This window comes from Enterococcus sp. AZ149 (genome assembly GCF_051714285.1).
In the GTDB taxonomy this organism is placed as follows: Bacteria; Bacillota; Bacilli; order Lactobacillales; family Enterococcaceae; genus Enterococcus_D; species Enterococcus_D entomosocium.
This window is the reverse complement of the sequence record NZ_JBIORO010000001.1, coordinates 897235-922228: the sequence shown is the minus strand read 5'-3', so window position 1 is coordinate 922228 and position 24994 is coordinate 897235. Positions and strand designations below refer to the sequence as shown.

The following is a 24994-nucleotide window of genomic DNA, read 5'->3' as shown; positions in this document are numbered from 1 at the left end:
GGATAAACAACAATTACCCGTTTTTTGTTGTTTATTTTGAAAGGAAATTCACAATATGAAAAAATTGGATTTACGTGTCAAACGAACCAATAAGTACATTATTGAAGCTTTTATCCGCTTAGTGGAAGAAAAAGGCTTCGAGCAAGTGACTGTCCAAAATATCGCCGATGAAGCCATGATCAACCGTGCAACCTTTTATGCCCATTACAAAGACAAACAAGACTTGTATGAAAAGATATTTGACTTGGCTGTCGAATCATTTACCGCGATTCTTGATTTTGAAGATTTTGTTCAAGGCAATCGCATCAAAATCCGCAAAATCGAAGCGGCCATGACCGAACTTTTTTTACACATTCAAAACAATCGTTCCTTTTATTTGACGATCATGGATGCCTCTGCCATTGAGATCATCCGTAAAAAGTTGGGCCTGATTTTGACTGAACGTTACCAAGAGATCTTTTCAACGTTGAGAATCACCGAAGGAGACATTGAAGTGCCCTTAGACTTCATCATTGACTATATGACCTCGATATTTGTTGGTACCTTGCATTGGTGGCTAACGGCAGAAACAACGATGACACCCGACCATCTAGCAAAACTTGTCATCAAACTGGTGGCAAACGGCCACCTGACTGTCTTGGGGATTGAGATTGAGGAATAAAAAAAAGAAGCTGCGAATGTGCAGTTTCTTTTTTATTCCTCAATTAGTGATTCTTTGAACGCCATTTGATCGTGTCTTTCGTCTTGCGCTGTTTCGTTACTTTGATTCCTTTTGGAGCCACACGAATCGCATAATCTTCCTTTTTCACCACATCATAGACATGCTCTGCAACTTCCGTTACTTTTTCTTTTAGATTCAATTTAAATTTCATGTGTTTTCATCTCCCGAATGCTTTACTAATAGCCTATCGCAAATAAAAAAAATCTTCAACTTATTATAGCCCTTCATAAAAAAGGATTTTTAGGGTTTTCGTTCCTCTTTATTGGACAAGCGATTTAGACGCAACCAATGCTTCGTAATGCTGAACTGTTTTTCTAGGTTTAGAAGAAAATTTGTTGAACAAACGGAACGATCCTTTCTTCTCCCCTTCACCGTTCCCCATTTCTGGCAATACAGCATTATTGACATAGCTTTGGTTTGAAGGATGTTTGCAGAAACTTATCTTTTTCATATGCTCCTCGTTTCTTATCAAATGAGACTGAGTTTGATCGACAGATTGTCTCCAGTTAGACGCACTTATTTTCTATTTTCAATAAAAAAGTGTCAGTAGAAAATCCAACGATTTCCCACCAACACAAAATAGTGTAGTTTCCAACTACCACGAAGTTCGATTAATAAATTAAATAGTCAGAAGCACCAGCTTGCTTGATCTCGATCACTAGCTTATGAGGCAGGCAAATGCTCGTCTGTCCATTGCGATAGATCCAGCTGGTTTTGACAGCAATCTGGTCGGGACTATTGTCTTCACGAACTCGGATCGCGCCATCTTTGATCTCGACGATATTGTACTGACCTTCTGCTGGATAGTAGGTTTTTTCCATCGCATCGATTTCTTCTAAGTTAAAACGGTCAACCTCTTCTCCATTTATTCGCACGATTGCATACCGATCGCCGGTATCACTTTGAGCTTGTGCTTCAAATAGAAAAAGCGGTAAAAAAGAGCCGACAACTAACAGAATAAACAGCAGATAATCATAGGGCTTTAGAAGTTTTAAAAATGGCTGGATCGTCTTTTTCATCACATGTACGCCTTTCACGGTTCATTTACTGTTCCTTTTTAGAAGGTAATCGCTCTTCAAAAAAAGCAGTTAGATCGATGATCTCTTCCTCTGTGAAGGTTTCTTGCTCCCATTGGGCAAGGATTTGTTCTTGCAAAGTCAAATCCATTTCCCAAAAATGCTCGATCTTCTTGAAATGCTTTGAGTCAAAGGAACGAAACACCGGGTAGATCATCAAAAATTCTTCAAAGGTAAGATCCCAGTCCTCAGTATAATCTTTAACGACCCCTTCTGACAAGGCTTTTTCCGTTGGATCGCCATTTTCTTTGATTAAACCAGCTTCGTAAAAATGGCGATAGATGGCCTCTTTGGTGATCTCTGGATGAAATTTTTTACTGTGACGATAGGCTTCTTCAATCAATGACGGATAGATGATCTCCATTTTCCCCCTGCTTTCTGGACGGCGTCATAAGACGGCGTTAATTCTTTTCGATTGGGTGCTGTGCTTTGTATTCTGCTAAAGATACATGGTGGCTGCGCTTGAAGGTTCCTGTTGTCCCATCAAACGAAATCGCTGGGGATTTGACGCCATGGTGGGTCCGACGCTTATTCTTTTTTGCTTTTGATGTTTTTCTTGCAGGTACTGCCATGTCATTTCCAACTTTCTTTCACTTTTTCATTATGCACGCAGCTGCAATGCATTTTTTCGTTTGTTTCGTTTAAATTCATGAATGATTTTTAATGCGCGTTTCCTTGTTTTGATGTTCGGGCTCTTTAAACGTCGATACGCACTAGACAAGTCCGTTTTTTCCATGTTGACTCCTTTCTGTTACCAGCTTGCTTTTGTAACGCCGGGAATTTCTCCGAGGTGTGCATGCTTACGGAAATTGATCCGTGACATGCCGAATTTATTCATGTAGCCCCGAGGACGACCATCGATCATATCCCGTTTCTTCAAACGAGTCGGATTCGAATCCTTCGGTAGTTTGGCCAATGCTTGGGTATCTCCTTGCGCTTTTAATTCTTGACGCACTGCTCGGTATTGTTCGATCAGTTGTACTTGCTTGTTGTATTTTGCCATTTTTGATTTTTTTGCCATTCAGTTATTGTCCTTCCTATTTCTTGATTTCACGAAAAATCGCTCTGCGCCGCAACTTTGGTGAATATTTTTTTAATTCTAAACGTTCCGGCGTATTGCGCTGGTTCTTATTGGTCAAATAAAGTCTTTCCCCTGTCTCCACACATGCCAAAATAATATTGTTTCTCATAATAACCAGCTCCTTCCTCTTGCGTCACACCAAAAAAGATTAAAGTGTAACGATTACGTTTTGTATCATATCACACTCAAACATAGGAAGCAAGCAAAACTATTTCTTCTTTTTGTTATTTAACACGTGAAGAAAACGTCATATGAATTTGTTTTCAATCGTTGCTGTCATTGGCGGCAAGGTAACAGGAACCTGTAGCTTTTGATCGCGCAAAAAAACCACCTGATCTTTAAGGAATCACTGGTCGGGCTTTTCAAGCAGCCCATGTCGTGATCCTTTATCAGGTGATTTCTTTCGGTTAATTTACTGATTTGTTCTCATGTGATGCAAGCCATTCACTGATCGCCTGCAAGCGTTCTATCCGCAAGTTCGGCAAGCCATTGCGTGATAAACCATGCGAGGATTGAGGAAACAGTATCAGCTTCGTATCGACGCCTTTACGCTGCAACGCCATGTAAAACTGCTGTCCTTGTTCTTGCGGACATCGCAAATCATTTTCCCCATGGAGGACTAGCGTAGGTGTCTTGACTTGGCTGGCATAGGCCAAAGGCGACATCTTCCAAAGTCCTTCGGTCTCATCAAGTTCCCGCAACAATTGGAATTTGACGAAGGCAGGTCCAATGTCGCTCGTCCCATAAAAGCTGATCCAATTTGAGATCGAGCGTTGCGTAACTGCCGCACAAAAACGATCCGTATGACCAACGATCCAGTTGGTCATAAAGCCACCATAGCTGCCACCAGCTACATGGATCGTGTTCGTATCGATTTCTGGATGGTTTGCCACCACGGCATCAACCCCCAACAGCAAGTCTTGATAATCTTTATTGCCATAATCACCTAAAATCGATTTGACAAACGCCTGACCGTACCCTTGCCCGCCACGAGGGTTCAACAAGATGACCCCATAGCCGTTAGCGGCATGGACTTGCATCTCGTGGAAAAATGTTTCGCCGTAGCAGACTTGCGGACCGCCATGGATGTACAAAATTGCTGGATGACTTTCTTGTGTTTCGGTCGGGGGCAAATACCAGCCTTGAATTTGCCAACCATCTGCTCCTTCGTACCAAAACGCTTCGGGTTTACTGATCGCTAACTGTGACATAATTGCTTGGTTGGGATCGTATAGATCAGTTACTTCGCCACTTGCTAAGTCAATCAAGCCTAAGCGACTAGGGATCGTTGGCGTCGCATAAGCAACAGCAAGTTTGGCTTCCGAATAGATCGCCGCATCAAGGATATCCATTTTTTCATCAAGCAGTTTGGTCCATTCTCCTTGGATCGAGGCGCGGTACAATTGTAGCTTGCCATGCTCCGTTACGGGTACAAGGAATGTGTCATCCGTCAACCAGGTGATCGCTACGCCGCGATTTTTTTGTTGAAAATCACTGATGATCGCATTGCCAAAAGCGATGTCAAGATCTTGGGAAAGATTTTTGACCGCTTTTGTTTTTAAGTCGACCAAAAACAAATCATCCAAGGTCACAAAACCATAGGAAAGATCATTGCCTAATAGTAATAGCTGATCATTGTGCGCTGCAGCAAAAGTATACGTTCCTTCTGGCAGAATGTTTTCTAAACTTTCTGTCTTTTTCGTCTGACTATTTAGGAGACAAACCTTCGAGCCATAATCCCACTCGTCTTCTTCCTCTTTGTCAAAAGTGAAAAACAAAGTCTCTTGATCATCCGCTAAGCCAGAGAACACAAAGGGATACTTATGCTCAAAAATCAGTTCCGTTTCTTGTGTCGCGATCGTTTTTTTGATGATCGAATGTTTTTTTTCTTTTAAAAAGCCGACGCCATCCGCCAAATAATTGACTTTCGTAGTAGCTTTTACTTGTGGAAATTCCTTTTGCTTGTCCGTCTTTTCTTTGTCGTCTTGATTCTCTGAAACCGTCTCCTCTTGTGCCAGCTGGTAATAGATAGCCGTTGCGTCTTGCTTCCAAAAATAGTCGCCCAGACCTTTTTCAGTGACAAGTGCTTGGGGCTTGCCGCCGGACACCGACATCGTCCATAACGTACTTTCACCTTTCTTTGGATCGGTCGTCACAAAACTGAGCCATTGCTCATCTGGCGAGACCTTTAGACTGTTGTGGGTCGTCGCTTCGGTGCCCCACTCACGCCGTTGTTTGGTCTTTGCGTCAATACTATAAATCGCTGAATCATACGTGTTGGTCTCTGGGTTGACTACCGTTTCCAAGTAAAAAACCTGATTTTGCCCCACTGCAGGCTGCGCAATCGTTTTCAGTTCAAACAGTGTCTCATTCGTTATTTTTTTCATCCATTTCCCTCCAAATATACGTGTTTTCGTAGTAACTATCTACTAGTATATCAAAAGAAACGAATTTTTCTGCTTTTTTTAATAGTGAAATCCTCGCAAATTCGCAACTTCTTCAAAACCAGCCGACATCCCTGTCTGCCTTAAGATCTCCTGCCCATTTTCTAAAAGGGTCAAGGTGATTTCCGTACTGGCACTTTCGCGAATGATCCGATTCATTTGCCCAATAGAAGGTGCCCTCAAAGAATGCCCTTCTTTCGTCAAAACTTCGATCGTTAAGGACCATTGTTTTTGTTTGAGATGGATCACTAAACGGTCTTCCGTGCGTTTGACATCATGAATCTTTGCACCATGATAAGTAGCAAAACGATATTCTTGGCTGCCGACTTGCAGAACACAAATCGTTCCCAAAAAAGCAAAACCAGCAAAGGGAATGTCGGCTGCGGAGAAAAAGAACCGAACATCTGGCGCATCAAAGCTGTTGCACTGAACCCAAATATAAGCTGCTGGAAAGGAGGTTCCCCAATCTTTTTCCAAATAACCGATCCCGTTCGTAAAATCGATTGGTTCTTCGTTCCAGTACAGCGTACCTTCTAAGGTATGACTCATGCTCAAGACCCCGTGATAACACTCCATAAATGACAGATACGAAAAAGGACCCATGATACTCGGCGCATAACGTGTCCGCTGAATCGGTTTGTGGTCGTTATACTTTACTGACCCTTGTACTTGAAGTTCGTTATTTTTTAAAGAGACTTGGATGCCTGCTTCACTAAAGATATTGTCACCAATCGTTACTTTACGCTCCTCTTCTGACACTTGAAAGTCAGTTTCTGGAAAGGAAAAGTAATGCGCACCCTCATGATTGATCACTTGAATGAATACTTCTTTGGTCCCGTCTTTTTGAATCGAAAAACCAGGAATAAAAGCATAGACTTCTTCACCGATTTGGTGTTTATGGTACCAGCCTTCAAAAAAAGCGGTCTGCTTGTCGTGGCCGTGAAAGAACTGATCTGTTGTCAACATCTTGATTTCCCTCCGTTTCTTTTTTAGTGTAGCATGAAGCAGAAAGATTCCTCAGGATAATGCTTTTTCTATGTAAAAAAAGCCAGAAACAAGCAAGACACTTGTTTCTGGCTTTGCTTATTGCTCTTTCATCACTCGACGGGTCCACCAGAGAAAAATAAGAAACCCTACAACTAACAGTGTCAAAAGTCCGCCGGTCATCCACGATGGATCCCCAATGTGATAAAATGCCATGGCTTTTTGCAGGCAACCAAGCAACACAAATACCCCCAGTAGAAAAACGATCGGATAAAAAGCTTTTTCTTTGAGTGATACAACAAAAACGATCGCCGCTACCAGCAAACTGCCAACCAATACTACATCAAATGGAAATGCGATCGTCAGGAGCCACCAGTTTGGGGTCAGCAGATTGATCAGCAGTGAAAGACCAATCCAGCCACTTACAACGAGCCACAGGGAGCCGAAACGAATCACTTTGCTTGTGCCCTTCTTTTGATAGATGGTTTTGCTGATGATCGCAAAAATCCCGATGATCGCTAACACAGTTACCAATCCTGTCAAAAGATAATCCAGAAGGTTAAGAACCAGTGGTCCTTGATTTGTAAAATCAGCTATAAATTTGATTCCCCAACTGATGCCAACCGCTAGATACGCCAATTTGAGGCGCTCTTTGAGATTACTCTTTGGCGTGTTTGCCAATAGTTCATCTGCCACCCCTTTCGGATCATTGCCAAAATAGTGTTGCGCCTCTTCCCCATGAGTTTGTGCTTCTAATAAATCCATTGCAATCGCGTATACCTGCTCTGTGACTTTATGCTCATCGTAAAAAAGGCTGGAAAGTAAGAGGTAGCCTCGAAAATCATCAAAAAATTGGCGATTTTTCTCATTGAATTGTTGCTCGATCAGATTGGTTTGCTTTCGCCAATAGGTCGTCTCTTGTTTATTTGCCATGTTTCCTCACTCCTTAAATAATCCTTCGACTTTCTTCATTAGGTTCGTCCATTGTTCTCTAAATTGTGCCAAATAGTCTATGCCTTTCGGGGTGATCGAGAAATACTTGCGATCAGGTCCTTCAGGTGACTTTTTCATCTCAGAGGTAATAAGTTCTTGTTTTTCCAACTTCTGCAGCAAAGGATAGATCGTGCCGCCAACGATCGTTTCAAAGCCTCTTTGCTTCAGTTCCTGTACCAGTTCATAACCATAAATCTCTTTTTGAGCAATCACTTGCAAAACACACCCTTCCAAAACCCCTTTTAGCAATTGCGTCTCTTTCACGATTTCCCTCCTTTGGTTCCCTTTATCTAGTTTGTTATACAAACTAGTGTTGTACCTAGTATACGTGTTTGCCACTAGTTTGTAAAGCATACTAGCAGTGGAAATAAAAACGGCCTTTTAAATAAGACCGTTTTTGACAAACCCGATGCTTTTTTCTAGATGACAATATCGATATCCTCGGGTAAGAGGCTCTTGTAAAAATATACTTTATTCCGCTTTGATTCTAAAACCATTAGAATAATTTTTTCGGTGCAGTCTTTCAATACCTGTTTAAATACTGCTTCCCCTTCAGTATTCTCAGTGGCTCCTTTTTCTTCATCGTATCCTCTACATGAGAGAAGTGCAAGATCAAAATGATAGGTTCTGAGCTGGTTGACTGCTGTAACTGAATTAACGGTAAACTTTTTGTTCGTTACCGTCCCGCCAACGATGGTCACCTCAGCAGCAGTATGTTCCGATAGTAGTGCGGCAGTTAGCACACTATTGGTTACCACTCGTAACCCATGAATTTTTTTCAGGTAAGGGATCAGGTGCAAAGCTGTGCTCGAACTGTCCACGAAAATGGTCATATCGTCCTCAATATACGTCACTGCACGTTCTGCAATTCTGCGTTTTTCTTCATCATTGACATAATTCCCCACTTTTGTCAGATAAGCCGCATCGACCTTCTCTGAATCGATCAGCACAGCACCACCTCGGGTACGTCTGATTTGTTCTTCGTTTTCCAGTTCAATCAGATCGCGTTTGACCGTAGCATCACTATAATGTAAGAATTCAACTAATTCCCCCAGAGAAGCAAATTTCGTTTCATTTAAATACATCATGATTTTCTGCTTACGCTCATCTTTTGCTTTCCCCATACATTAAACTCCTTTAAAAAAGAGATTCCCACCAATTTAATCCTGTACCAATCAATCATTTCATTTATTATCTCTGATAAAAACGTGCTTTGTCAACCGTATTCAGCAGGGTCAACTTATGGCGTACAACAGCTTTCACATCTTTTATTGGTTGTACATATACTTGATTTGGTTCATACATAGCAGGGTTTTCCGTCAATACTTTTCTGACTGAATCAAAAAATACGGATTTCAAATCAGAACTAAGATTTACTTTACATACGCCATATTTTACAGACTCTCGCACTTCATGATCTGGGTTTCCTGACCCACCATGCAATACAAATGGTAAAGCAATACGATCGTTCAACTTTTTCAACAAATCGATGTTCAACTTAGGGGTGATATTTTTTGGATACAACCCATGAGCCGTTCCAATTGCAATGGCAAGGGTGTCAATGCCGGTAGCACGTACAAAGTCTTCGGCTTGGTCGACATCTGTGTAAATAATTTCTGCAGCTCCCCCTTCTGCGGAACCGTTGTTCCCAATCGTACCAATTTCTGCTTCAACGCTGACACCAACCATATGTGCCAGTTCAACAACTTCTTTCGTGATTTTTTTATTTTCTTCGTAATCGGCTAATGATGCATCGATCATCACCGAGGTATAGCCATTACGGATCGCCCGCATGACATCGTAGATTGATCCCCCGTGATCCAAATGAATAACGACTGGTACCTTACTTTTTAATGCGTACTCTCGCACTGTCGCTATGAAACAATCTCCTAAGTATTCGATCTCATCAGGATGAATTTCTAAAATGACTGGTGCATCCTGTGCCTCAACTTCTTCCATGATTGCTTTTAACATATCAAAACTGCAAATATTAAATGCTGGAACAGCAAATTTATGTTCTTTTGCTACAGCAAGTAATTCTTTCATTGTCATTAACATTGTGACATTCCTCTTTTCTTTTGATTCGTTTCGCTTCAACTTATAAATAGTTTCTAAATCAGTTTTCCTTCATCGGTTGGTTGGCGTTCCATTTCAGTTCTAGATTTTTTCAAAAACCCTAACATCAATGCTGTAACCACCGTTCCAGAAACGATTGCCACGACATACATCAACGGATTGTTCAATACATTGGGAATCGGTAAGATCCAGATACCACCATGTGGAGCTAATGAAGTTACGCCGACACCCATTGATATTGCAGCAGCGGTTGCTGAACCTGCCATCAAACTAGGTATTACTCGTAATGGGTCAGCGACAGCAAATGGAATCGCACCTTCAGTAATATAAGATAATCCCAAAACCCAGCAAGACTGAGCAGAAGTTCGTTCTTCTTGAGTAAATTTTTGCTTAAACAAGATAGAAGCCAAGGCAATGCCTAGAGGAGGTGTCATCCCGGCAGCCATACAAGCCGCAATTGGTGCATTAACTCCTGCCGACATCAAACCAATACTAAAGGTTGAAATCGATTTATTGATGGGACCGCCCATATCAGCTGCCATCATAATGCCTATCAGTAAGCCGAATACCACACCACTCGTAGAACCAAGTCCATTAAGCCAATTCGTCAAAGCATCCAATACATAAGAGATTGGTTTATCAATGAAATAAAACATGGCAAAGCCAGTCACAGCAACTGAGATCAAAGGAACAATAATCAACTGATAGAGTGCCGCAAATGATTTTGCTACTGTTACTTTATTCGCTAAATAATCCGTAGCATACCCAGCGAGTAAACCACCAACCATCCCACCTAAAAAACCAGATCCTCCACTTGCCGCCATCGTTCCCGCAACCAAACCAGCGGCAAAGCCCGGTCTACCGGCAACGGAAGTGGCAATTCCTGCTGCAAGTGCAGGAACCATCAATGCAAAAGCCGTATTCCCACCAATCGTGCTTAAAACTTCGGCAATTTGATTGTATGATGGATCGCTAGGATCAGCTGCATTGATCCCAAAAGCAAAACTAAACGCAATTAAAATTCCACCAGCAATAACCAAAGGCAACATGTAATTAACGCCATTCATGAAATGATTATAAATGCCAGCTTTCTTTCCGGATTCGTTTGAAACATGCTCGGCTTGGGCAACCGTGGTCACTTCTACCCCATCAATTGCCTCTTGAATTACTTTTTCTGGTTCTCTGATTGCTCTTGCGGTTGACACTCTTTTAACTTTTTTTCCAGCAAATCGGTCGGTCTGTACTTCTTTGTCAACCGCTAAAATGACAACCTCTGCCTGTTGAATTTCTTCTGTACTCAAAATGTTTTCGACTTTTACTCCTTGTGTCTCGATTTTGATTGTATATCCCAATGATTTTGCCGTTTTTTCCAGTTTTTCAGCAGCCATATACGTATGCGCAATTCCAGTCGGACAAGCAGAAATACCGACAATTTTCATACAGGTTCCCTCTTTTCTGATTGATTTGATTGAATATTATTAATAATATCTGAGGCGTCTTTTGCCTTCTTTACTGCATTTCGAAATCCTTCGTGCATCAACAACCGTGCGAGATTGCTTAAGATGATTAAATGATCGTCAGTACTCTTTTCAGGTACTGCGATGACAAAAGAATAGGTGACAGCCGTTCCGTCAATTGCTTGATAATCAGTAATTTGACTCGACTTTACGAAGGCGATTGCGGGCCTTAGTACTGCCTTACTTTTTGCATGAGGAATACCAAAATGATCTTCAATCCCAGTAGAGGTTTGTTTCTCGCGACGAAATAAATCTTTTTTGTACTTCTTTATATTACTGATAACTCCTGAGGACTCGAATAAAACAGATGCTTGAGTAAACAATTCTTCTTTTGTCCGAATTTGCTCATCAAATAAAATGAATCGTTCATCAATCAGTTGACCGATATCCAATTTCAACACCTCCATTTTTTTGTAATCGTTTTCGAAAACTTGCCTAAACTATACCATCGTGAACTAAACAGTTCAATGCTATGAGCTATTTAATGCAAATAGACGAAAAAAAGTGGAATACGTTCATAAAAATGATCTATAAAAGTCAAAAAAAGAACAAAGAACGACAAATCATCGTCCATTGTTCTCTTATTTCGATTAATACCTAACCTATACTAAAAAAATTTTTAAAAGAAGAACCGTAAGTAAATCTCTACTTTTCTTCCATTCCCGATCTCTACACTTACAAGTCATTCTTTCGAATCAACTCTCATGTAATAAAACATATATCAACGTTTCACCCCACGTTGATAGGAATCATTGTACGCTTGAAAGGACTTATCGTGAAGTTTAGCCGCTGCATCTGCCAACCAGTTGACATTTCTGATCAACGCGCGGCCTTGTAAAACCAAATCCACTTGATTGGTTTGCAAAAGATATTCGCAAAGATCAGGATTATCCAATAAACCGACTGCTGCTACGGGAATATCGACCACTTGCTTGATGGCTGCAGCAAAGGGCACTTGGTAGCCATCATAGATCGGAATATTAGGCTTTTTATCCACCACACCGCCTGTGGAGCAGTCAAGACAATCAATGCCATCTGCTTGAAGCCATTGGGCTACTTGCTGCCAATCTTCCAACGAATTTTGGCGTCCTGGTTCTTCATAGTCTGTCAGTGACAAGCGCATCCACAATGCCCCAGAAAAGACCGCCCGAACTGCTTGTACCGTTTCTTTTACAAAGCGATACCGATTCTCTAAGGAACCACCATACTGGTCGGTGCGTTGATTGACGAATGGCGAAAGAAATTGGTCCATCAAGTAGCCATGAGCCCCATGAAGTTCGATCATCGCGACACCCGCATTAGCTGCTCGTTGGGCAGCCTGAACAAAACTGTCTTGCACCCGTTTGATCTCCGCCAGGGTCATTTCTGACGGTAACGGGTAGCGTTCGTTAAAGGCAACGGCACTTGGTGCCAAAGGATTGGTGGCATCAACTGCTTTTCGTCCTGCATGGCTTAGTTGGATGCCTACTTGCGCATTGAAACCATGCAGCAGTTCCACCAATTTCGTCAGTTCTGTTTGCTGTTCTTCATTCCATAACCCTAGATCATTGTTTGTGATTCGTCCGTCTGGTTCAACGGCAGTTGCTTCGATAATGATCAATCCGGCTTTGCTTAATGCTCGTGCCCCATAGTGAACAAAATGAAAGGGCTCCGCAACACCGTCTTCTTTTTTTACTTCATACATACACATCGGCGACATAACGACGCGGTTGGCCAATGTTAAATTCGCTAGCTTCACTGGTGACAATAGTTTGGACATGTTGACACTCCCTCAACGATTTTTCGCTTTGTATTTTTCTCTATATTCAGTATAAACAGCCCCTTCAAAAACACAAGCAATGACCCTTTTTCTCATTTTTAAAACAAAAAAATAGACGCATTCTGCTTGCTCCCATGACATTGGAACAATCAGCTGCCTCTTCCCACTATTATTATACCGCATCCAGAGTCAAAAAAATAGACTAGTATTTTTGGTGGATGCCCGTATAATTGAGTTACTTTGGAGAATGGATGTGAGTCTGAATGAACAACCTAAAGGCTGAAAAGAAGCATCTCGCAGACACGTACCAGCAATTGCTGACACGAAAGACAGTGCTGAACAGTTTCTTGACTGAAGGCAGAAAAAAAGATCGCCTTGCGATGCAAAGCATCGGCGAAGAGATTCGCTTAAACTTTGATAATTTTGCTGACCGTTTAGATACTTTTGCTGCCATCGAAAGTAAGAATCGTGAGATCGACCAAATGAACGCCGCTCTTCAATCTGCTGAACGTGAATTAGCTGCCATCGACCGTCTTCTGGATAGTCCCTACTTTGGTAAAATCTCCCTACAATTTGAAGATGAGGAAACGATAGAAGATTTTTACATTGGGATCAATGGTTTTGTTAATGAAAATAAGGAAGGGCTGATCTATGATTGGCGCTCCCCAATTGCCGAATTGTTCTATGCCAAACGCTTGGGTCCGGTCTCTTATCAAGTGAACAATCAGACGATTTCTGCCGTTCTTGAACAACGCCGTCAATTTATTATCGAAAAAGATCAATTGAAGCAAGCCTTTGATACCTCAGTGGCGATTCAAGATGACGTGTTACTGGCAGCCCTTGAAGCCAATAATAGCCGAAAAATGCAGGATATCACTGCTTCGATCCAACACGAACAAAACGTCATCATCCGTGACTTAGCGCATAAAAACCTACTGGTCAACGGTGTTGCTGGAAGCGGAAAAACTTCTGCTGTCATGCAGCGGATCGCCTTTTTGCTGTACCATTTTCGTGAAGAGATGACCGCAGAGAATGTCTTGATCCTCTCCCCGAATTCGCGGTTTATTGATTATATTTCGCAAGTGCTGCCTTCCCTCGGTGAAAAAAATCCATTGACGTTGACCATGCGGCAGTTTTGCCAAGCATTTCCTAGCGTTGACTTAGAATCGGAAGAGGCTTATTTTGACCGCATCCAGCAAGCACCCAGTGAAGCAATCGAACTTTTACGCAGTGCTGACTTCAGCCGCTTTCTTCAATCCTTGAGCAAACAGCTGCCAGAAGAACTTGTGCTTCAGTTTAAACCAATCAAAAGAAAAAACGTCGTCCTTTTTTCTGAAGAAACGATCGACACTTTCTTCCAAGAAACACCGAAACAGGCATCCTTGCGCGATCGCATCCAAGCTGTCAAAAAGAAATTGGCTTACGCTTGGGAGGAACGATTGCAAAAAAATGCCTTAGCAGCGAATGTTCACAACCAAGTTCGTTCTTTGACTGAAGATGAACAACGATCCCTTTTAGGGACAGTTTTAAAAGATGATTCAGAAAAAACGATTCAGAATGCAGCCCTTCGCCTCCTAAAGAAAAAATATGCAAAAGTTACGAAACAAATCAACGACCTTACGTGGTTTGATACGAAACAATTGTTAGCAGACAGTGCCGACTATTTTACTCATGGACAGATCACTTTGACGCAAACAACAGATAGTTTGGATTATACTGTTTGTCTATTGCTGATACGTCATTTGGTGGCCGAAAAACAACCTGTCCCTGCTTTGCGCTATCTCTTTATCGACGAAGTCCAAGATTATACGCCAGCACAACTGCAGTTTCTATTATGTCTTTTTCCTATGACCGCTTTCACCCTCGTGGGGGATCAGCAACAGGCGATTTTTACAAGTGCCATCACCGTATCAGAAATCCAAACGATATTTCAACAACAGGCGAAATCCCTCGAAACGTATCAGCTGACTACGAGTTATCGGTCTAGCGGTGTAATCACACGGTTATTTGCTCAAATGCTACCAAAAGAAACCAATTTAAACATCTCTGCCGTTCGACCAGCAGGAAAGTTGCCACAGTTTTATGCCAATCTGACTGACGTTGCCTTGGCAGACATAGTAAAGGAACTTAAGCAGCCAGTAACGATCATCACAAAAGATAGTCGATCCAGTGAAGAGCTTAAACAATTCTTCGATAAACAGGCCGTGTCATTTCATGGAACGGTTTTACCGATTCATCTTGCCAAAGGATTGGAATTTAAGCAGGTTCTTTTATATGATGTTTCAGCAGAAAATTATCATACCGATCAAGATCAGCGGATTCTCTATACGGCGATTTCTCGTGCAATGGAAGAACTGATGGTAACTTCAAAAACGACCTTTTCACCGTTTCTCACTATTTGATAGTAGAACGAGAAACCTCCTATTTTCTATAGAATCTTGATAAGATTTGAGAGAACCCTGTCTTGTCTCTCTGGTAAATCTCTCACCTAACCGATCAAGAACTGAAAATGCTATCGATCAAATAAAAAAGCATCAACGCGATTGCGTTGATGCTTTGCTTTTGATTTGATTAGCGATGGATGTAAGTATATCCAGATGCGCTCAATGTTGCAGTGTTTGGTCCACCAGGACTGTCAAAGCCCATTCCGCCTTGAGAGATCGTGATCGTATTGTTTGATGGGTTGTATGATTCAACATAGGCTACGTGACCATAAGTTGGATCAGCAGTCCAAACGCCACCAACTGATTGACCAGCGGCAAAGACTACAACAGCACCGGCTGCTGGTGTACCATTGACAGTGTACCCATCAGCTGCAGCTGACGCACCCCATTGGGCCCCGTTACCCCAGTAAGTACCTACCCAAGGAGCACGGTTTTTCACGTACCAAGTACATTGACCCCAAGCATACATGTTCCCTGAGCTTGAATGATCTTTTCCGCCGCCTGTAGAAGTACTTCCGGTAGAATCATTGTTTGATGAAGAGTTTGAACCTGAGTTACTTGAACTTGAATTGCTTGAACCAGTGTTCGAAGAGCTTGTGTTCGATGAACTTGAGCTGTTAGAACTGCTAGTATTGCTTGAACTTGAGCTTGTGTTGCTTGAAGAACTACTTGTTGCTGTTTCAGTAGAAGCAACTGTATTTTCTGTCGTGCTCTCTGTTGATTGGGCAGCAGCTTCTTCTTGTGCTTCTTTCAAAGCAGCAGCTTGTCTTTCTTCTTCTGCTTTTTGAGCAGCAGCAGCTTCTTGTTGTTCTTTCAAGATACGGGCTTTTTCAGCTTCCGCTTCTTGTTTTTTCTTGTTCAATGCATCTTTGTCTTTTTCAGCAGTTGCTTGTTCTGCTGCTAAGTTTGCTTTCAAGACATTTAAATCAGCTTGTTTTGCTGCAATGGCATCTTTTTGTTGGCTAAGTTCTGCTTGGTTTGCAGCAACTTCTTGGATCTTGCTTTCGTTTTCTTTGACTTTGTCTTCAACATCTTGTTTGTCTTGTTTTTGTTGTTCAACTAAATCATTGTTTGCATTGACGATCGTTGTCATCGCTTGTACGCGACCGATAACATCCGTTAAAGAATCTGCTTCTAAAACAGCATCAATGAAATTGGTGCTTTGACCGTTAACTTGTACATCACGGGCTTGCTTTTGAATTGCTTCTTCACGTTTGGCAATACGCAATTTCAATGTTGCGATTTTGTCTTGCAATTTCTCAGCTTCTTGACCTAACTCAACTTGTTTTGCTTCTAATGAAGCAACTTTTGCACTCACTGTTTCAATTTCTGCTTCTAGAGAATCGATCTGTGATTGGGCGTCAGCTTGCTGACCTTTAAGAGAATTGATTTTTTGGTCTTGCTGCTCGATTTGATCATCAATGGAATCTGCAAATGCTAATGCAGGTGCTGCAACTGCGGTTAATGTTAGTGAACACACCATTAATGCTGATAACAAACTATTCTTCACTCGTTTTTCCTCCGACTAGCTGGTTGATTTGACAGATGAACTGCCTTTATAAAAACTTAATTTTGTCTAAGAAAGTTTAATGTTCGATTTAACGACAAATGAATTCTACCATAATGATATGACACACAGATAAAGGAAATGTTACAAAAATGTTTCAATCTAACACTTCCTTTATCTCAGCGATAAATAACAGAACAATTAAAGACCGTTAAATCAATGTTTCTGAATAAAACACCGCGTTTTCTTTTCATTTTCAAAAAATGATGTTCTTTCTATTTTAGTTATTTTTATCACATAAAAGCACCTAAATAAGAGCACTTATAGTTTTTTCGGAATTATCTTAACAAGAAAAACTATGAAAACAAGAAATCTTTCAAAAAAAGACCCTTTATGTGACAAGATTCCTTTTCCTTCCTATAATAAATAAAACAAGCGAGGAGGGAATCGCGATTCGTACACACAAAAAATGGTTTTGGCCATTGGCACTTCTTACACTTTTTGTCACCTGTTTCCTGTTATTCTTTCAATTTCGTAAGGTGCATGAAGCCGATACACCTTTGCAACAGGCAAGCAACAGTGAGTTTTGGCTCTTAAGTGATATTCATTTTCTTTCCTCCACGCTTCATGATAATGGCGAAGCCTTTCAGACCTTCACGCAAGGAGCTGCTGGCAAAGAGATGATGTATCAAGAACAATCAATCGAGGCCTTCACCGCTCAAGCCTTAAAGGAGAAACCAACGGGAATTATTTTGACCGGTGATATGACGCTCAATGGCGAGAAAGCAAGTGCTCAAGAGTTGGCAAGATTGCTTGAACCATTGCAAGAAGCTGGCATTATGGTTTTAGCATTACCTGGCAACCACGAGATTTACAATGGTTGGGCGCGAGCATTTCAAGGTGAAAAGGAATACTATGCCGATCAAATCAGTCCTGAGGATTTTCAAACGATTTTTGCTGAAGGTTACGAAAAAGCCAACAGTATCGACAAGTCTTCCCTTAGCTACAGCATTCAGTTAAATGACAAGTATCGCCTCTTTTTACTAGATTCATGTATCTACGATTCTGAGGTTAATTGGGATGATCCTACAACGAATGGTGAGTTGAAACCAGCTACTCTAACCTGGTTGGAGGAGCAATTAACCCTGACAAAAGAAGCAGAGCAAGTACCACTGGTCTTTTTACATCATAACTTGTTTGGTCATAATAAATTGTTACAAGACGGTTATGTTCTCGATAATGCCTCCGAAACTGTCGCTTTGTTGGACCGTTTCAACGTGCCAGCCGTTTTCTCTGGTCATATCCACATTCAAGACATTAACGAAGGGAATGATTCGCTTTATGAAGCAGTCACTGGGTCTTATTCAACAGCAGAATTAGGCTACGGCGTCCTTTCTCTTTCTGACAAGGAAATCGACTATGAAGCTCGTCAAATTGATCTAGATGCTTGGGCGGCTGAAACGAAGCAAACTGATGAACAGTTACTGGACTATCAAAACTACCAGAAAAGTATTTTTGAAAATGACACCGACCAACTGGTCCGCGACCAATTGTCCGCCGTGTCTGAACTGTCAGAAGCCCAGATCACACAACTTTGCACGTTTGTCACGAAGCTGAACACGGCCCTTTTTACTGGCAATGATACTTACTCAGTCGAGGAAATAGCTGCCATCAAAGACTCCGAGGAGTATCAGTGGTTAGCGACCTATTCTTACTTTTTGAAGCAATATGTCGATTCAATGCTCGACGATCAAACCGATGATCGCAAGCTGACGATCCCCCTCAAAGCAGAATAAAGCCAAAAAGTGTCTTCTTCCTTTCTTTTAGGAAAAAGACACTTTTTCTTTTCTAATGAACGATAGCCCTCTCGTTTGGGTAAACGAGAAGGCTATCTGACGAGTCAATATTTATTCTTTGAAAGTGCAGCATACTATTACTACTATTATTTATTTCTCATTTAAACGATACAATCCCTAACCTCTATTGTATCCTTGTAACTCTGAAGTTACGCCAGGTTTGAATAAATTTCTTCAAAACAAGTAACGTGTGGTACAAAAATATTTGTCGCTTATTAATAACTATACCACGAGACAGAGTGCAAATGGAAGAAAACGTACTTATTCTTAAACATTACTTAAACAAAAAGCTTTATTTTCATACAGTGTTGCCCTTTAAGAATTTTACGTGAAGCGATCAACCTTCCTGTCATGCATATCTGCTAACCATTCCTATACGGGAATTCCTTTTATTCAATAGGCAAGTCGTGCTGTTTTAAAAAAGATAATTTATCCCAGTAGCCTCTTTGAAATAAAATTTTATCATTTACTATTTGAAAAAAACCGCAGCCTCTCAAACCTAATGGGTCACGCCACTCTAAAATTGCCCATTGTCCATCTTCGAAAATGTTCTCAACGATACAAACCATTTTTGCGTTAGAAAAATCTTGCTCAAACATCTGCTTTATCGCTTCTTTCCCAATAACTGGCTCATTGGCAACCTGATGGTTTATTGCATTGTCATCATATAATTCTGAAATACATTCTACATCTGCTTGATTAAACGCATCAACCCATTGGCAAAGTATTTCTTTTGGCTTCATATAAATCCCCCTCGAAATGTAATCATCTTTGTTCCAATCGCAATAAAAAAGCAGCTAATTTGTATCAATATATTCTACTTTTACAATTCATTCAAGACAATATCGATGAAACGAATAAGAATTATCGATCTTTCACATCGATTACTCTTGTATAAGTACGGGGGACCATACATTGAATCGTGGCATTTTCCACTGTACCTGTTTCTTTATTCTATTCAAATGAGACATGCCATTTGAATCACTAGCGATCATTGATTTTATTGGTAGCGATGCTACTAAACCTGTTCAATCACTTTATTAATTTATTGAATACGGTATACAGCCCCTCTTTCTTTTTATACGCTTATCATCGAATGAGAAATCATAGGTAAGTAAACCGCGACGCTTAGGGCTAGTTGAATAGTGAAATCAAAGATGTACTATTTACCATGTCAGGTCCTCAAAACCTGCAACTATTCTCTTGTAGCAGATCATCAACACCCGATCCATTTCAATATTTATATAAAATAAAACAAAAAAAGCGAGAACCCAATGGATTCTCGCTTGTTAACGTCAATTAACCTTTAACGATGTTTGTTGCTTGTAAGCCACGTTGGCCTTCTTCAACGTCGAAAGTCACTGCTTGACCTTCTTCTAAAGTTTTGAAGCCGTCGCCTTGGATAGCTGAGAAGTGAGCAAATACATCATTGCCGTCTTCACCTGTAATAAATCCAAAACCTTTATCTGCATTAAACCATTTTACTGTACCGTTATTCATAAACGTATACCTCCATATTACACATCGACTGTGTTTATTTGTTTGTAATAGAAAATGATGTGTAATTGAAGTGTGTATCAATAGAAAAGATAAACAAGTATTAACATATCAGAACTTTACCTATTCATCATAGCATGGTTAAAATAAAATAGCAAATAAAGTTGGCTTTTTTTCTTGATAAAAAGCTAAATTGTTAAGAAACCTTATGATTAAGCCTAGCAATTGCTTTATCTGGAAGAATCAAAAATCAAAGAGTTGCGCCGTTTGAAGCAATTACTTTTTTGTACCAATCAAATGACGCTTTCTTGATGCGTTTCTTTGTGCCATTGCCTTCATCGTCTTGGTCAACATAGATAAAGCCATAACGTTTCGACATTTGTGAGGTTGAGGCACTAATGATATCGATACAGCCCCATGCCGTATAGCCAAAGACCTCGACGCCATCATGCAACGCTTCATTGATTTGTTCAATATGCTGACGCAGATAGTCGATTCGATAAAAATCATCGATGGTGCCATCTTCGTTTACGACATCTTCTGCTCCCAAACCGTTTTCGGCAATAAACAAAGGTTTTTGGTAGCGGTCATAGAGTTGATTCAATGCTGTTCGCAACCCTTTGGGATCGATCTGCCAGCCCCATTTACTGCTTGGCAAATAGGGATTTTTAATCCCACCAGTGATCAGATTCCCGACAGCACTTTCCAAGCGTTCTGGATGCGCGCTGACTGCGCTGGACATATAGTAACTAAAGGAAACAAAATCAACAGGGTTTTCTCGGATGATTTCTAAGTCTCCTGGTTCGATCACCAATTCCACTCCTTTTTCTTCAAACATGCGGTTGGCATATGCTGGATAATAGCCTCTTGCCTGCACATCACTGAAAAAGAGTGAGGTACGTTGACTTTCAACTGTTTTTTGGACATCGTCTGGATCACAGCTGTACGGCGTTAATAATTGATAGCTGATCATGCAGCCGACCTTGGCATCGGGAATCAATCGATGGCAATAGTCAGTCACGATTGCGCTGGCGACAAATTGATGGTGCGCCCCTTGGTACTTGTCTTGTTCAATATTAGGATGACCTTCTTCAATGATCCCGACACTAACATATGGATGGTGTTTGACACAATTGATTTCATTAAAAGTCACCCAGTATTTGACTTTCTTTTGGTATCGCTCAATCACCGTCTTGGCAAAACGGACGTAAAAGTCGATCACTTGCCGGTTTGGCCATCCTCCATACTCAGTCACTAAATACAAAGGCATCTCATAATGGGATAGTGATACCACTGGTTCGATCCCATACTTCAAACACTCATCAAAGACTGCGTCGTAAAATGCCAATCCAGCTTCGTTTGGCTCTACCTCATCCCCCTTTGGAAAGATCCGTGTCCAGGCAATTGACATCCGATAGGCTTTGAAGCCCATCTCAGCAAATAAACGAATATCTTCTTTAAAGTGATGATAAAAATCGATTCCCTGTCTTTTCGGATAGTATTTCGTGCTGTTTGGATCCTGTGCTTCTGCAACTTGCTGATGAGTCATCATATGCCATTGGTCAGTCCATCGTTCTTTCGGCATTGAGGAATCGAATAGATAGACATCAGAAACCGACAAGCCTTTTCCATCGATTCCAGAACCTCCTTCAACTTGGTTGGCAGCTGTTGCTCCTCCCCAGAGGAAATCTTTTGGAAAATAACTTTTCATTTTACTTGCCGCCTTTCAAAAATGATTCGTACGCCAACGCTTCCCCATTCGTGGCAATCACTTGCTGATAATACGCAAAACTAGCTTTTTTCTTGCGGGAAAGATCTCCGCTACCATCATTTTGCTTATCAACATAGATAAAGCCGTATCGTTTTTCCATCTCTCCTGTCCCCGCAGAAACGATATCGATCGGTCCCCACCATGTATAGCCTAGAATCGTTGCGCCATCTTTGATCGATTCCGCCATTGCTTCTACATGGTCTTTCAAATAGGCCATCCGTTCTTCATCGACGATCGATCCATCTTCATTGACAACATCCTTTAAACCAATTCCATTTTCAACGATAAATAATGGTTTTTGATAGCGATCAGTCAATTCGCTGCAAACATAGCGTAATGCCAGCGGATCGATCGGCCATCCCCAAGCAGTTTCTTTTAGGTAAGGATTCTTTTTCCCTAGTAATCCGCCAGTATTGCCTAAAATTTTCATGCCTGCTTCATGCAATGAGCTGCGGTAAAAACTAAAGCCTAAATAATCGCAGGTCCCCGCTTTAATGATCGCTAGATCTTCTTCTGTAATGTCCAGCAACAGATGATTATCCTTCACGATGCGGTCGAAGTATTCCGGATAGGCTCCTCGCAATTGCACATCACTATAGAACAAGGAACGACGGCGCAGTTGATACGATTCAAAAACATCTTGCGGGTTGCACGTCGCAGGGTAAATCGGGCTCAGTGACAGCATACAGCCAATCTGATTGTTTTCATCTACTGCCTTCCCATCCAGAACTGCTTTGGCACTTGCAACAAACATATTATGACTTGCTTGATAAAGTGCCTGTAATTTTTCTTCTTCAGTCTCGAAAGAAAACACATCGATACCTGCTGCGAGTAACGGGATCGTATGGGTATGGTTGATTTCATTGAAAGTCATCCAATATTTCACTTTCCCTTTGTAGCGTGCAAAAACCACTTTTGTATACCGATCAAAAAAATCGATCAGTGCACGATTTTGCCAACCACCATATTTCGTCACCAAATGCAGTGGCGTCTCAAAATGAGCTAATGTAACAACTGGTTGGATCCCTTTTTCATTCAAGGCATCAAATAAATCATCATAAAATTGTAAACCTGCTTCATTGGGTTCCGTCTCATCCCCATTCGGAAAAATGCGACTCCAAGCAATTGAGGTACGCAAACACTTCAAGCCCATTTCCGCAAACAGTTCAATGTCTTCTGGGTACCGATGATAAAAGTCGATGGCTTCATGGCTCGGATAAAAGTTATCCTCTTCAAGCTGCAGTGAAACTTGCTCAATACGTTTTTCACCAACTGGTAAAATATCTGCTACACTTAATCCTTTTCCTCCTTCCAAATAAGCTCCTTCGGCTTGATTTGCGGCGATCGCGCCGCCCCATAGGAAATTTTTTGGAAATACACTCATGAAATCGCTCCTTTTAATAAATCATTTGCTACCAATGCGGTAACGTCTTTTTTCGCTTGATCCACAACTGTCAATGCATCTTCTTTGATCACACTGGTAAAGACCAACATGGTTGTCGGATCATATCCTTTTTCAATAATTTTTGCTAAGTCAAAGGTGCCAATTTTTTGCCCCTTCACGACTTGATCCCCTTGTTTCACCGAAATCTCAAACACGCCTTTTGCTAAATCAACCGTGTCTAAGCCGATATGAACCAACACTTCCGTCCCAGCAGCTGATTGGATCCCAAAAGCATGTCCAGTTGGAAACACTGTCACAACCGTACCAGTAAGTGGCGCATAAATATCGCCGGCTGATGGATAAACGGCTAATCCATCTCCCATTGCTCGAGAAGAAAATACTTCATCTTTGACATCATCAAGCGTGATCGCTTCACCAGCAACTGGTGTCATCACTTGCAGCCCTGCACCTTCTTCTAAAACAGGTTCTAGCGTTTCTTCAAATCCTAATACATAGGTCAAAATAGCAGTACCGAAGAACGCAAAGGCAATGCCGATCAAATAGTACACAAAGGTGTCCCCAAAGAAAGCTGGCAATGTCGTCAATGCTGGAAAAACATAGACGATGGCCTTGGTTTGCATCATGCCCATAAACGCACCCGCAATGGCACCAACGATGGTTTGAGCAATCAACGGCTTTTTAAATTTTACCGAAAGTCCATAGACGATGGGTTCTGTAATTCCTCCAAGCAATGCTGGAAGCAAGGAAGATAGCGCCAGACCTTTGGTTTCTTTTCTGCGAGAGCGTAAAAATACACCTAAAGCAACCCCAGCACTCGCAAATGTTGCTGCTGCGATCATCGGGCGCAGCGTATCATAGCCATATACCGCTAGGTTATTGACCATGATCGGTACAACTCCCCAATGGATCCCGATCATTACTAAGAATGTCCAACCGCCACCGATCAACAAGCCAGCCAACAGCCCACTCTTATCGCTGATAAAGTTCATGGCATTGCCTAAACCGTCCCCAAGCATTACACCGACCGGTCCAATGATCAAAACGGTCAGAGGCACCATGATCAAAAGAGCCACTAGCGATAGAGCAAAAATCTCGATACTCTTAGGAATGATCCGTTTGAGTAGGCGTTCCAAGTGCGAGTAGATATAGATCGAAACGATCGCTGGAATCACGGTACCCGAATACCCCATCAGCACAGCTGGGATGCCAAAGAAATCAACCGTCACACCGTTTTCCGTCACCATTGCTGTAAAATTCGGCTCCAGCAACGCCCCAACGATTGCTAAAGCAATAAACATATTGACTTTGAAAATCCGCGCTGCACTGATCGCTAAAAATAAAGGCAAGAAATAAAAGACACTATTGCCAGCAGCAGCTAATATTTTATAGGTGCTTCCTTCTGCGTCCATCAAATGATAGGTCGTAAAAACAACTAGTAAAGCTTTCAACATCCCTGCCCCTGCAAGCGCAACAATGATTGGATTAAAGATCGCAGACAATACATTGAAGAATCGGATAAATACATTGCCTTGTTTTTCTGTTGATTCTTCGGCATCTCCATCACTTTCCAAAGCGTTTTGGATCGAATACTTGCTCATGATCGTTTGAAAAACATCTGCCACATGATTCCCGATCACGACTTGAAACTGGCCATTTCCTTCAATGACTGACAATACCCCATCAAGCTGCTGAATTTTGTTCTTATTTTTTCGTGCCAACTCGACATCTTTCAACTTAAAACGCAATCTAGTGATGCAATGATACAGGCTAACGATATTTTGTTCCCCACCGACCTGTGCTATAATTTCACTAGCAAGTTTTGAATAATCTTTTGCCAAATGACTCACTCCCGTGTTTGATTTA

Annotated in this window: 26 protein-coding genes; 3 read left to right on the top strand and 23 right to left on the bottom strand. The window is 41.4% G+C overall.

The features are described 5' to 3' along the window. Positions 1–55: 55 nt before the first annotated feature. Positions 56–661 (top strand): TetR/AcrR family transcriptional regulator, encoded by a 606-nt coding sequence (locus IGI94_RS04315; protein ID WP_005237309.1) that lies wholly within the window; start codon positions 56–58, stop codon positions 659–661. Between the two features lie 43 nt (positions 662–704). Here the strand turns inward: IGI94_RS04315 and IGI94_RS04310 are convergent, their stop codons facing one another. The 17 genes from IGI94_RS04310 to IGI94_RS04230 form a co-directional block, all read right to left on the bottom strand. Continuing rightward, positions 705–872 carry a hypothetical protein gene (locus IGI94_RS04310; protein WP_005237320.1) on the bottom strand — a complete coding sequence of 56 codons (168 nt, stop codon included), beginning with the start codon at positions 870–872 and terminating at the stop codon, positions 705–707. Positions 873–980: 108 nt separating this feature from the next. Beyond that, complete coding sequence (locus IGI94_RS04305) at positions 981–1172, bottom strand: hypothetical protein (protein ID WP_005237321.1); 192 nt, start codon at positions 1170–1172, stop codon at positions 981–983. 160 nt (positions 1173–1332) lie between these two features. Then, a complete protein-coding gene (locus tag IGI94_RS04300; protein ID WP_034868672.1) occupies positions 1333–1740 on the bottom strand; it encodes a NusG domain II-containing protein in 408 nt (135 codons plus the stop codon). A 25-nt stretch (positions 1741–1765) separates the two neighbouring features. Then, complete coding sequence (locus tag IGI94_RS04295) at positions 1766–2161, bottom strand: hypothetical protein (protein ID WP_194199596.1); 396 nt, start codon at positions 2159–2161, stop codon at positions 1766–1768. Positions 2162–2198: 37 nt separating this feature from the next. Next, positions 2199–2369: a 50S ribosomal protein L32 gene (gene rpmF / locus IGI94_RS04290; protein WP_005237324.1), complete on the bottom strand. Its 171-nt coding sequence runs from the start codon at positions 2367–2369 to the stop codon at positions 2199–2201. Positions 2370–2398: 29 nt separating this feature from the next. Then, a complete protein-coding gene (locus IGI94_RS04285; protein WP_005237325.1) occupies positions 2399–2533 on the bottom strand; it encodes a putative metal homeostasis protein in 135 nt (44 codons plus the stop codon). A gap of 15 nt (positions 2534–2548) precedes the next feature. Further along, positions 2549–2818: a 30S ribosomal protein S14 gene (gene rpsN, locus IGI94_RS04280; RefSeq protein WP_005237326.1), complete on the bottom strand. Its 270-nt coding sequence runs from the start codon at positions 2816–2818 to the stop codon at positions 2549–2551. 16 nt (positions 2819–2834) lie between these two features. After that, positions 2835–2987, bottom strand: a complete 153-nt coding sequence (gene rpmG, locus IGI94_RS04275) for a 50S ribosomal protein L33 (RefSeq protein ID WP_005225339.1) — start codon at positions 2985–2987, stop codon at positions 2835–2837. 298 nt (positions 2988–3285) lie between these two features. Further along, positions 3286–5265, bottom strand: coding sequence for a prolyl oligopeptidase family serine peptidase (locus IGI94_RS04270; RefSeq protein ID WP_438899491.1), 1980 nt, complete (start codon positions 5263–5265; stop codon positions 3286–3288). A gap of 78 nt (positions 5266–5343) precedes the next feature. Continuing rightward, positions 5344–6288 (bottom strand): tocopherol cyclase family protein, encoded by a 945-nt coding sequence (locus tag IGI94_RS04265; RefSeq protein WP_005237328.1) that lies wholly within the window; start codon positions 6286–6288, stop codon positions 5344–5346. Positions 6289–6405: 117 nt separating this feature from the next. Next, positions 6406–7239, bottom strand: coding sequence for a hypothetical protein (locus tag IGI94_RS04260; RefSeq protein WP_008377298.1), 834 nt, complete (start codon positions 7237–7239; stop codon positions 6406–6408). Between the two features lie 6 nt (positions 7240–7245). Further along, the gene (locus IGI94_RS04255; protein ID WP_008377296.1) at positions 7246–7563 is read right to left on the bottom strand and encodes a PadR family transcriptional regulator; all 318 of its coding nucleotides are present in this window, start codon (positions 7561–7563) and stop codon (positions 7246–7248) included. Positions 7564–7718: 155 nt separating this feature from the next. After that, positions 7719–8423, bottom strand: coding sequence for a DeoR/GlpR family DNA-binding transcription regulator (locus IGI94_RS04250; protein WP_008377293.1), 705 nt, complete (start codon positions 8421–8423; stop codon positions 7719–7721). 67 nt (positions 8424–8490) lie between these two features. After that, positions 8491–9357, bottom strand: coding sequence for a ketose-bisphosphate aldolase (locus IGI94_RS04245; protein WP_016613798.1), 867 nt, complete (start codon positions 9355–9357; stop codon positions 8491–8493). Positions 9358–9410: 53 nt separating this feature from the next. Then, on the bottom strand, positions 9411–10814 hold the full coding sequence (locus IGI94_RS04240) for a PTS fructose transporter subunit IIC (RefSeq protein WP_016613797.1): 1404 nt from the start codon (positions 10812–10814) through the stop codon (positions 9411–9413). After that, complete coding sequence (locus IGI94_RS04235) at positions 10811–11293, bottom strand: PTS sugar transporter subunit IIA (protein ID WP_438899977.1); 483 nt, start codon at positions 11291–11293, stop codon at positions 10811–10813. The genes IGI94_RS04240 and IGI94_RS04235 overlap by 4 nt, the downstream gene beginning before the upstream one ends. Before the next feature lie 320 nt (positions 11294–11613). Next, positions 11614–12651, bottom strand: a complete 1038-nt coding sequence (locus tag IGI94_RS04230; protein WP_086332109.1) for an NADH:flavin oxidoreductase/NADH oxidase — start codon at positions 12649–12651, stop codon at positions 11614–11616. Between the two features lie 263 nt (positions 12652–12914). Here IGI94_RS04230 and IGI94_RS04225 point away from each other — a divergent pair, with 263 nt between their 5' ends. Further along, a complete protein-coding gene (locus IGI94_RS04225) occupies positions 12915–15053 on the top strand; it encodes a HelD family protein (protein ID WP_438899490.1) in 2139 nt (712 codons plus the stop codon). A 169-nt stretch (positions 15054–15222) separates the two neighbouring features. Here IGI94_RS04225 and IGI94_RS04220 read toward each other — a convergent pair whose 3' ends face one another. Further along, a complete protein-coding gene (locus IGI94_RS04220; protein ID WP_042890032.1) occupies positions 15223–16605 on the bottom strand; it encodes a CHAP domain-containing protein in 1383 nt (460 codons plus the stop codon). 392 nt (positions 16606–16997) lie between these two features. Here IGI94_RS04220 and IGI94_RS04215 point away from each other — a divergent pair, with 392 nt between their 5' ends. After that, positions 16998–18398 (top strand): metallophosphoesterase, encoded by a 1401-nt coding sequence (locus tag IGI94_RS04215; RefSeq protein WP_420657460.1) that lies wholly within the window; start codon positions 16998–17000, stop codon positions 18396–18398. A gap of 449 nt (positions 18399–18847) precedes the next feature. Here the strand turns inward: IGI94_RS04215 and IGI94_RS04210 are convergent, their stop codons facing one another. The 5 genes from IGI94_RS04210 to IGI94_RS04190 all read right to left on the bottom strand — a co-directional run bounded on the left by IGI94_RS04210 (position 18848) and on the right by IGI94_RS04190 (position 24978). Then, positions 18848–19201 (bottom strand): nuclear transport factor 2 family protein, encoded by a 354-nt coding sequence (locus IGI94_RS04210; RefSeq protein WP_005237337.1) that lies wholly within the window; start codon positions 19199–19201, stop codon positions 18848–18850. A gap of 556 nt (positions 19202–19757) precedes the next feature. Beyond that, positions 19758–19958 carry a cold-shock protein gene (locus IGI94_RS04205; RefSeq protein WP_005225331.1) on the bottom strand — a complete coding sequence of 67 codons (201 nt, stop codon included), beginning with the start codon at positions 19956–19958 and terminating at the stop codon, positions 19758–19760. 247 nt (positions 19959–20205) lie between these two features. After that, positions 20206–21666, bottom strand: coding sequence for a glycoside hydrolase family 1 protein (locus IGI94_RS04200; protein ID WP_016610580.1), 1461 nt, complete (start codon positions 21664–21666; stop codon positions 20206–20208). Between the two features lies 1 nt (position 21667). Continuing rightward, a complete protein-coding gene (locus IGI94_RS04195) occupies positions 21668–23110 on the bottom strand; it encodes a glycoside hydrolase family 1 protein (RefSeq protein ID WP_244733267.1) in 1443 nt (480 codons plus the stop codon). After that, positions 23107–24978 (bottom strand): beta-glucoside-specific PTS transporter subunit IIABC, encoded by a 1872-nt coding sequence (locus tag IGI94_RS04190; RefSeq protein ID WP_086299180.1) that lies wholly within the window; start codon positions 24976–24978, stop codon positions 23107–23109. The genes IGI94_RS04195 and IGI94_RS04190 overlap by 4 nt, the downstream gene beginning before the upstream one ends. Between the last annotated feature and the right edge of the window lie 16 nt (positions 24979–24994).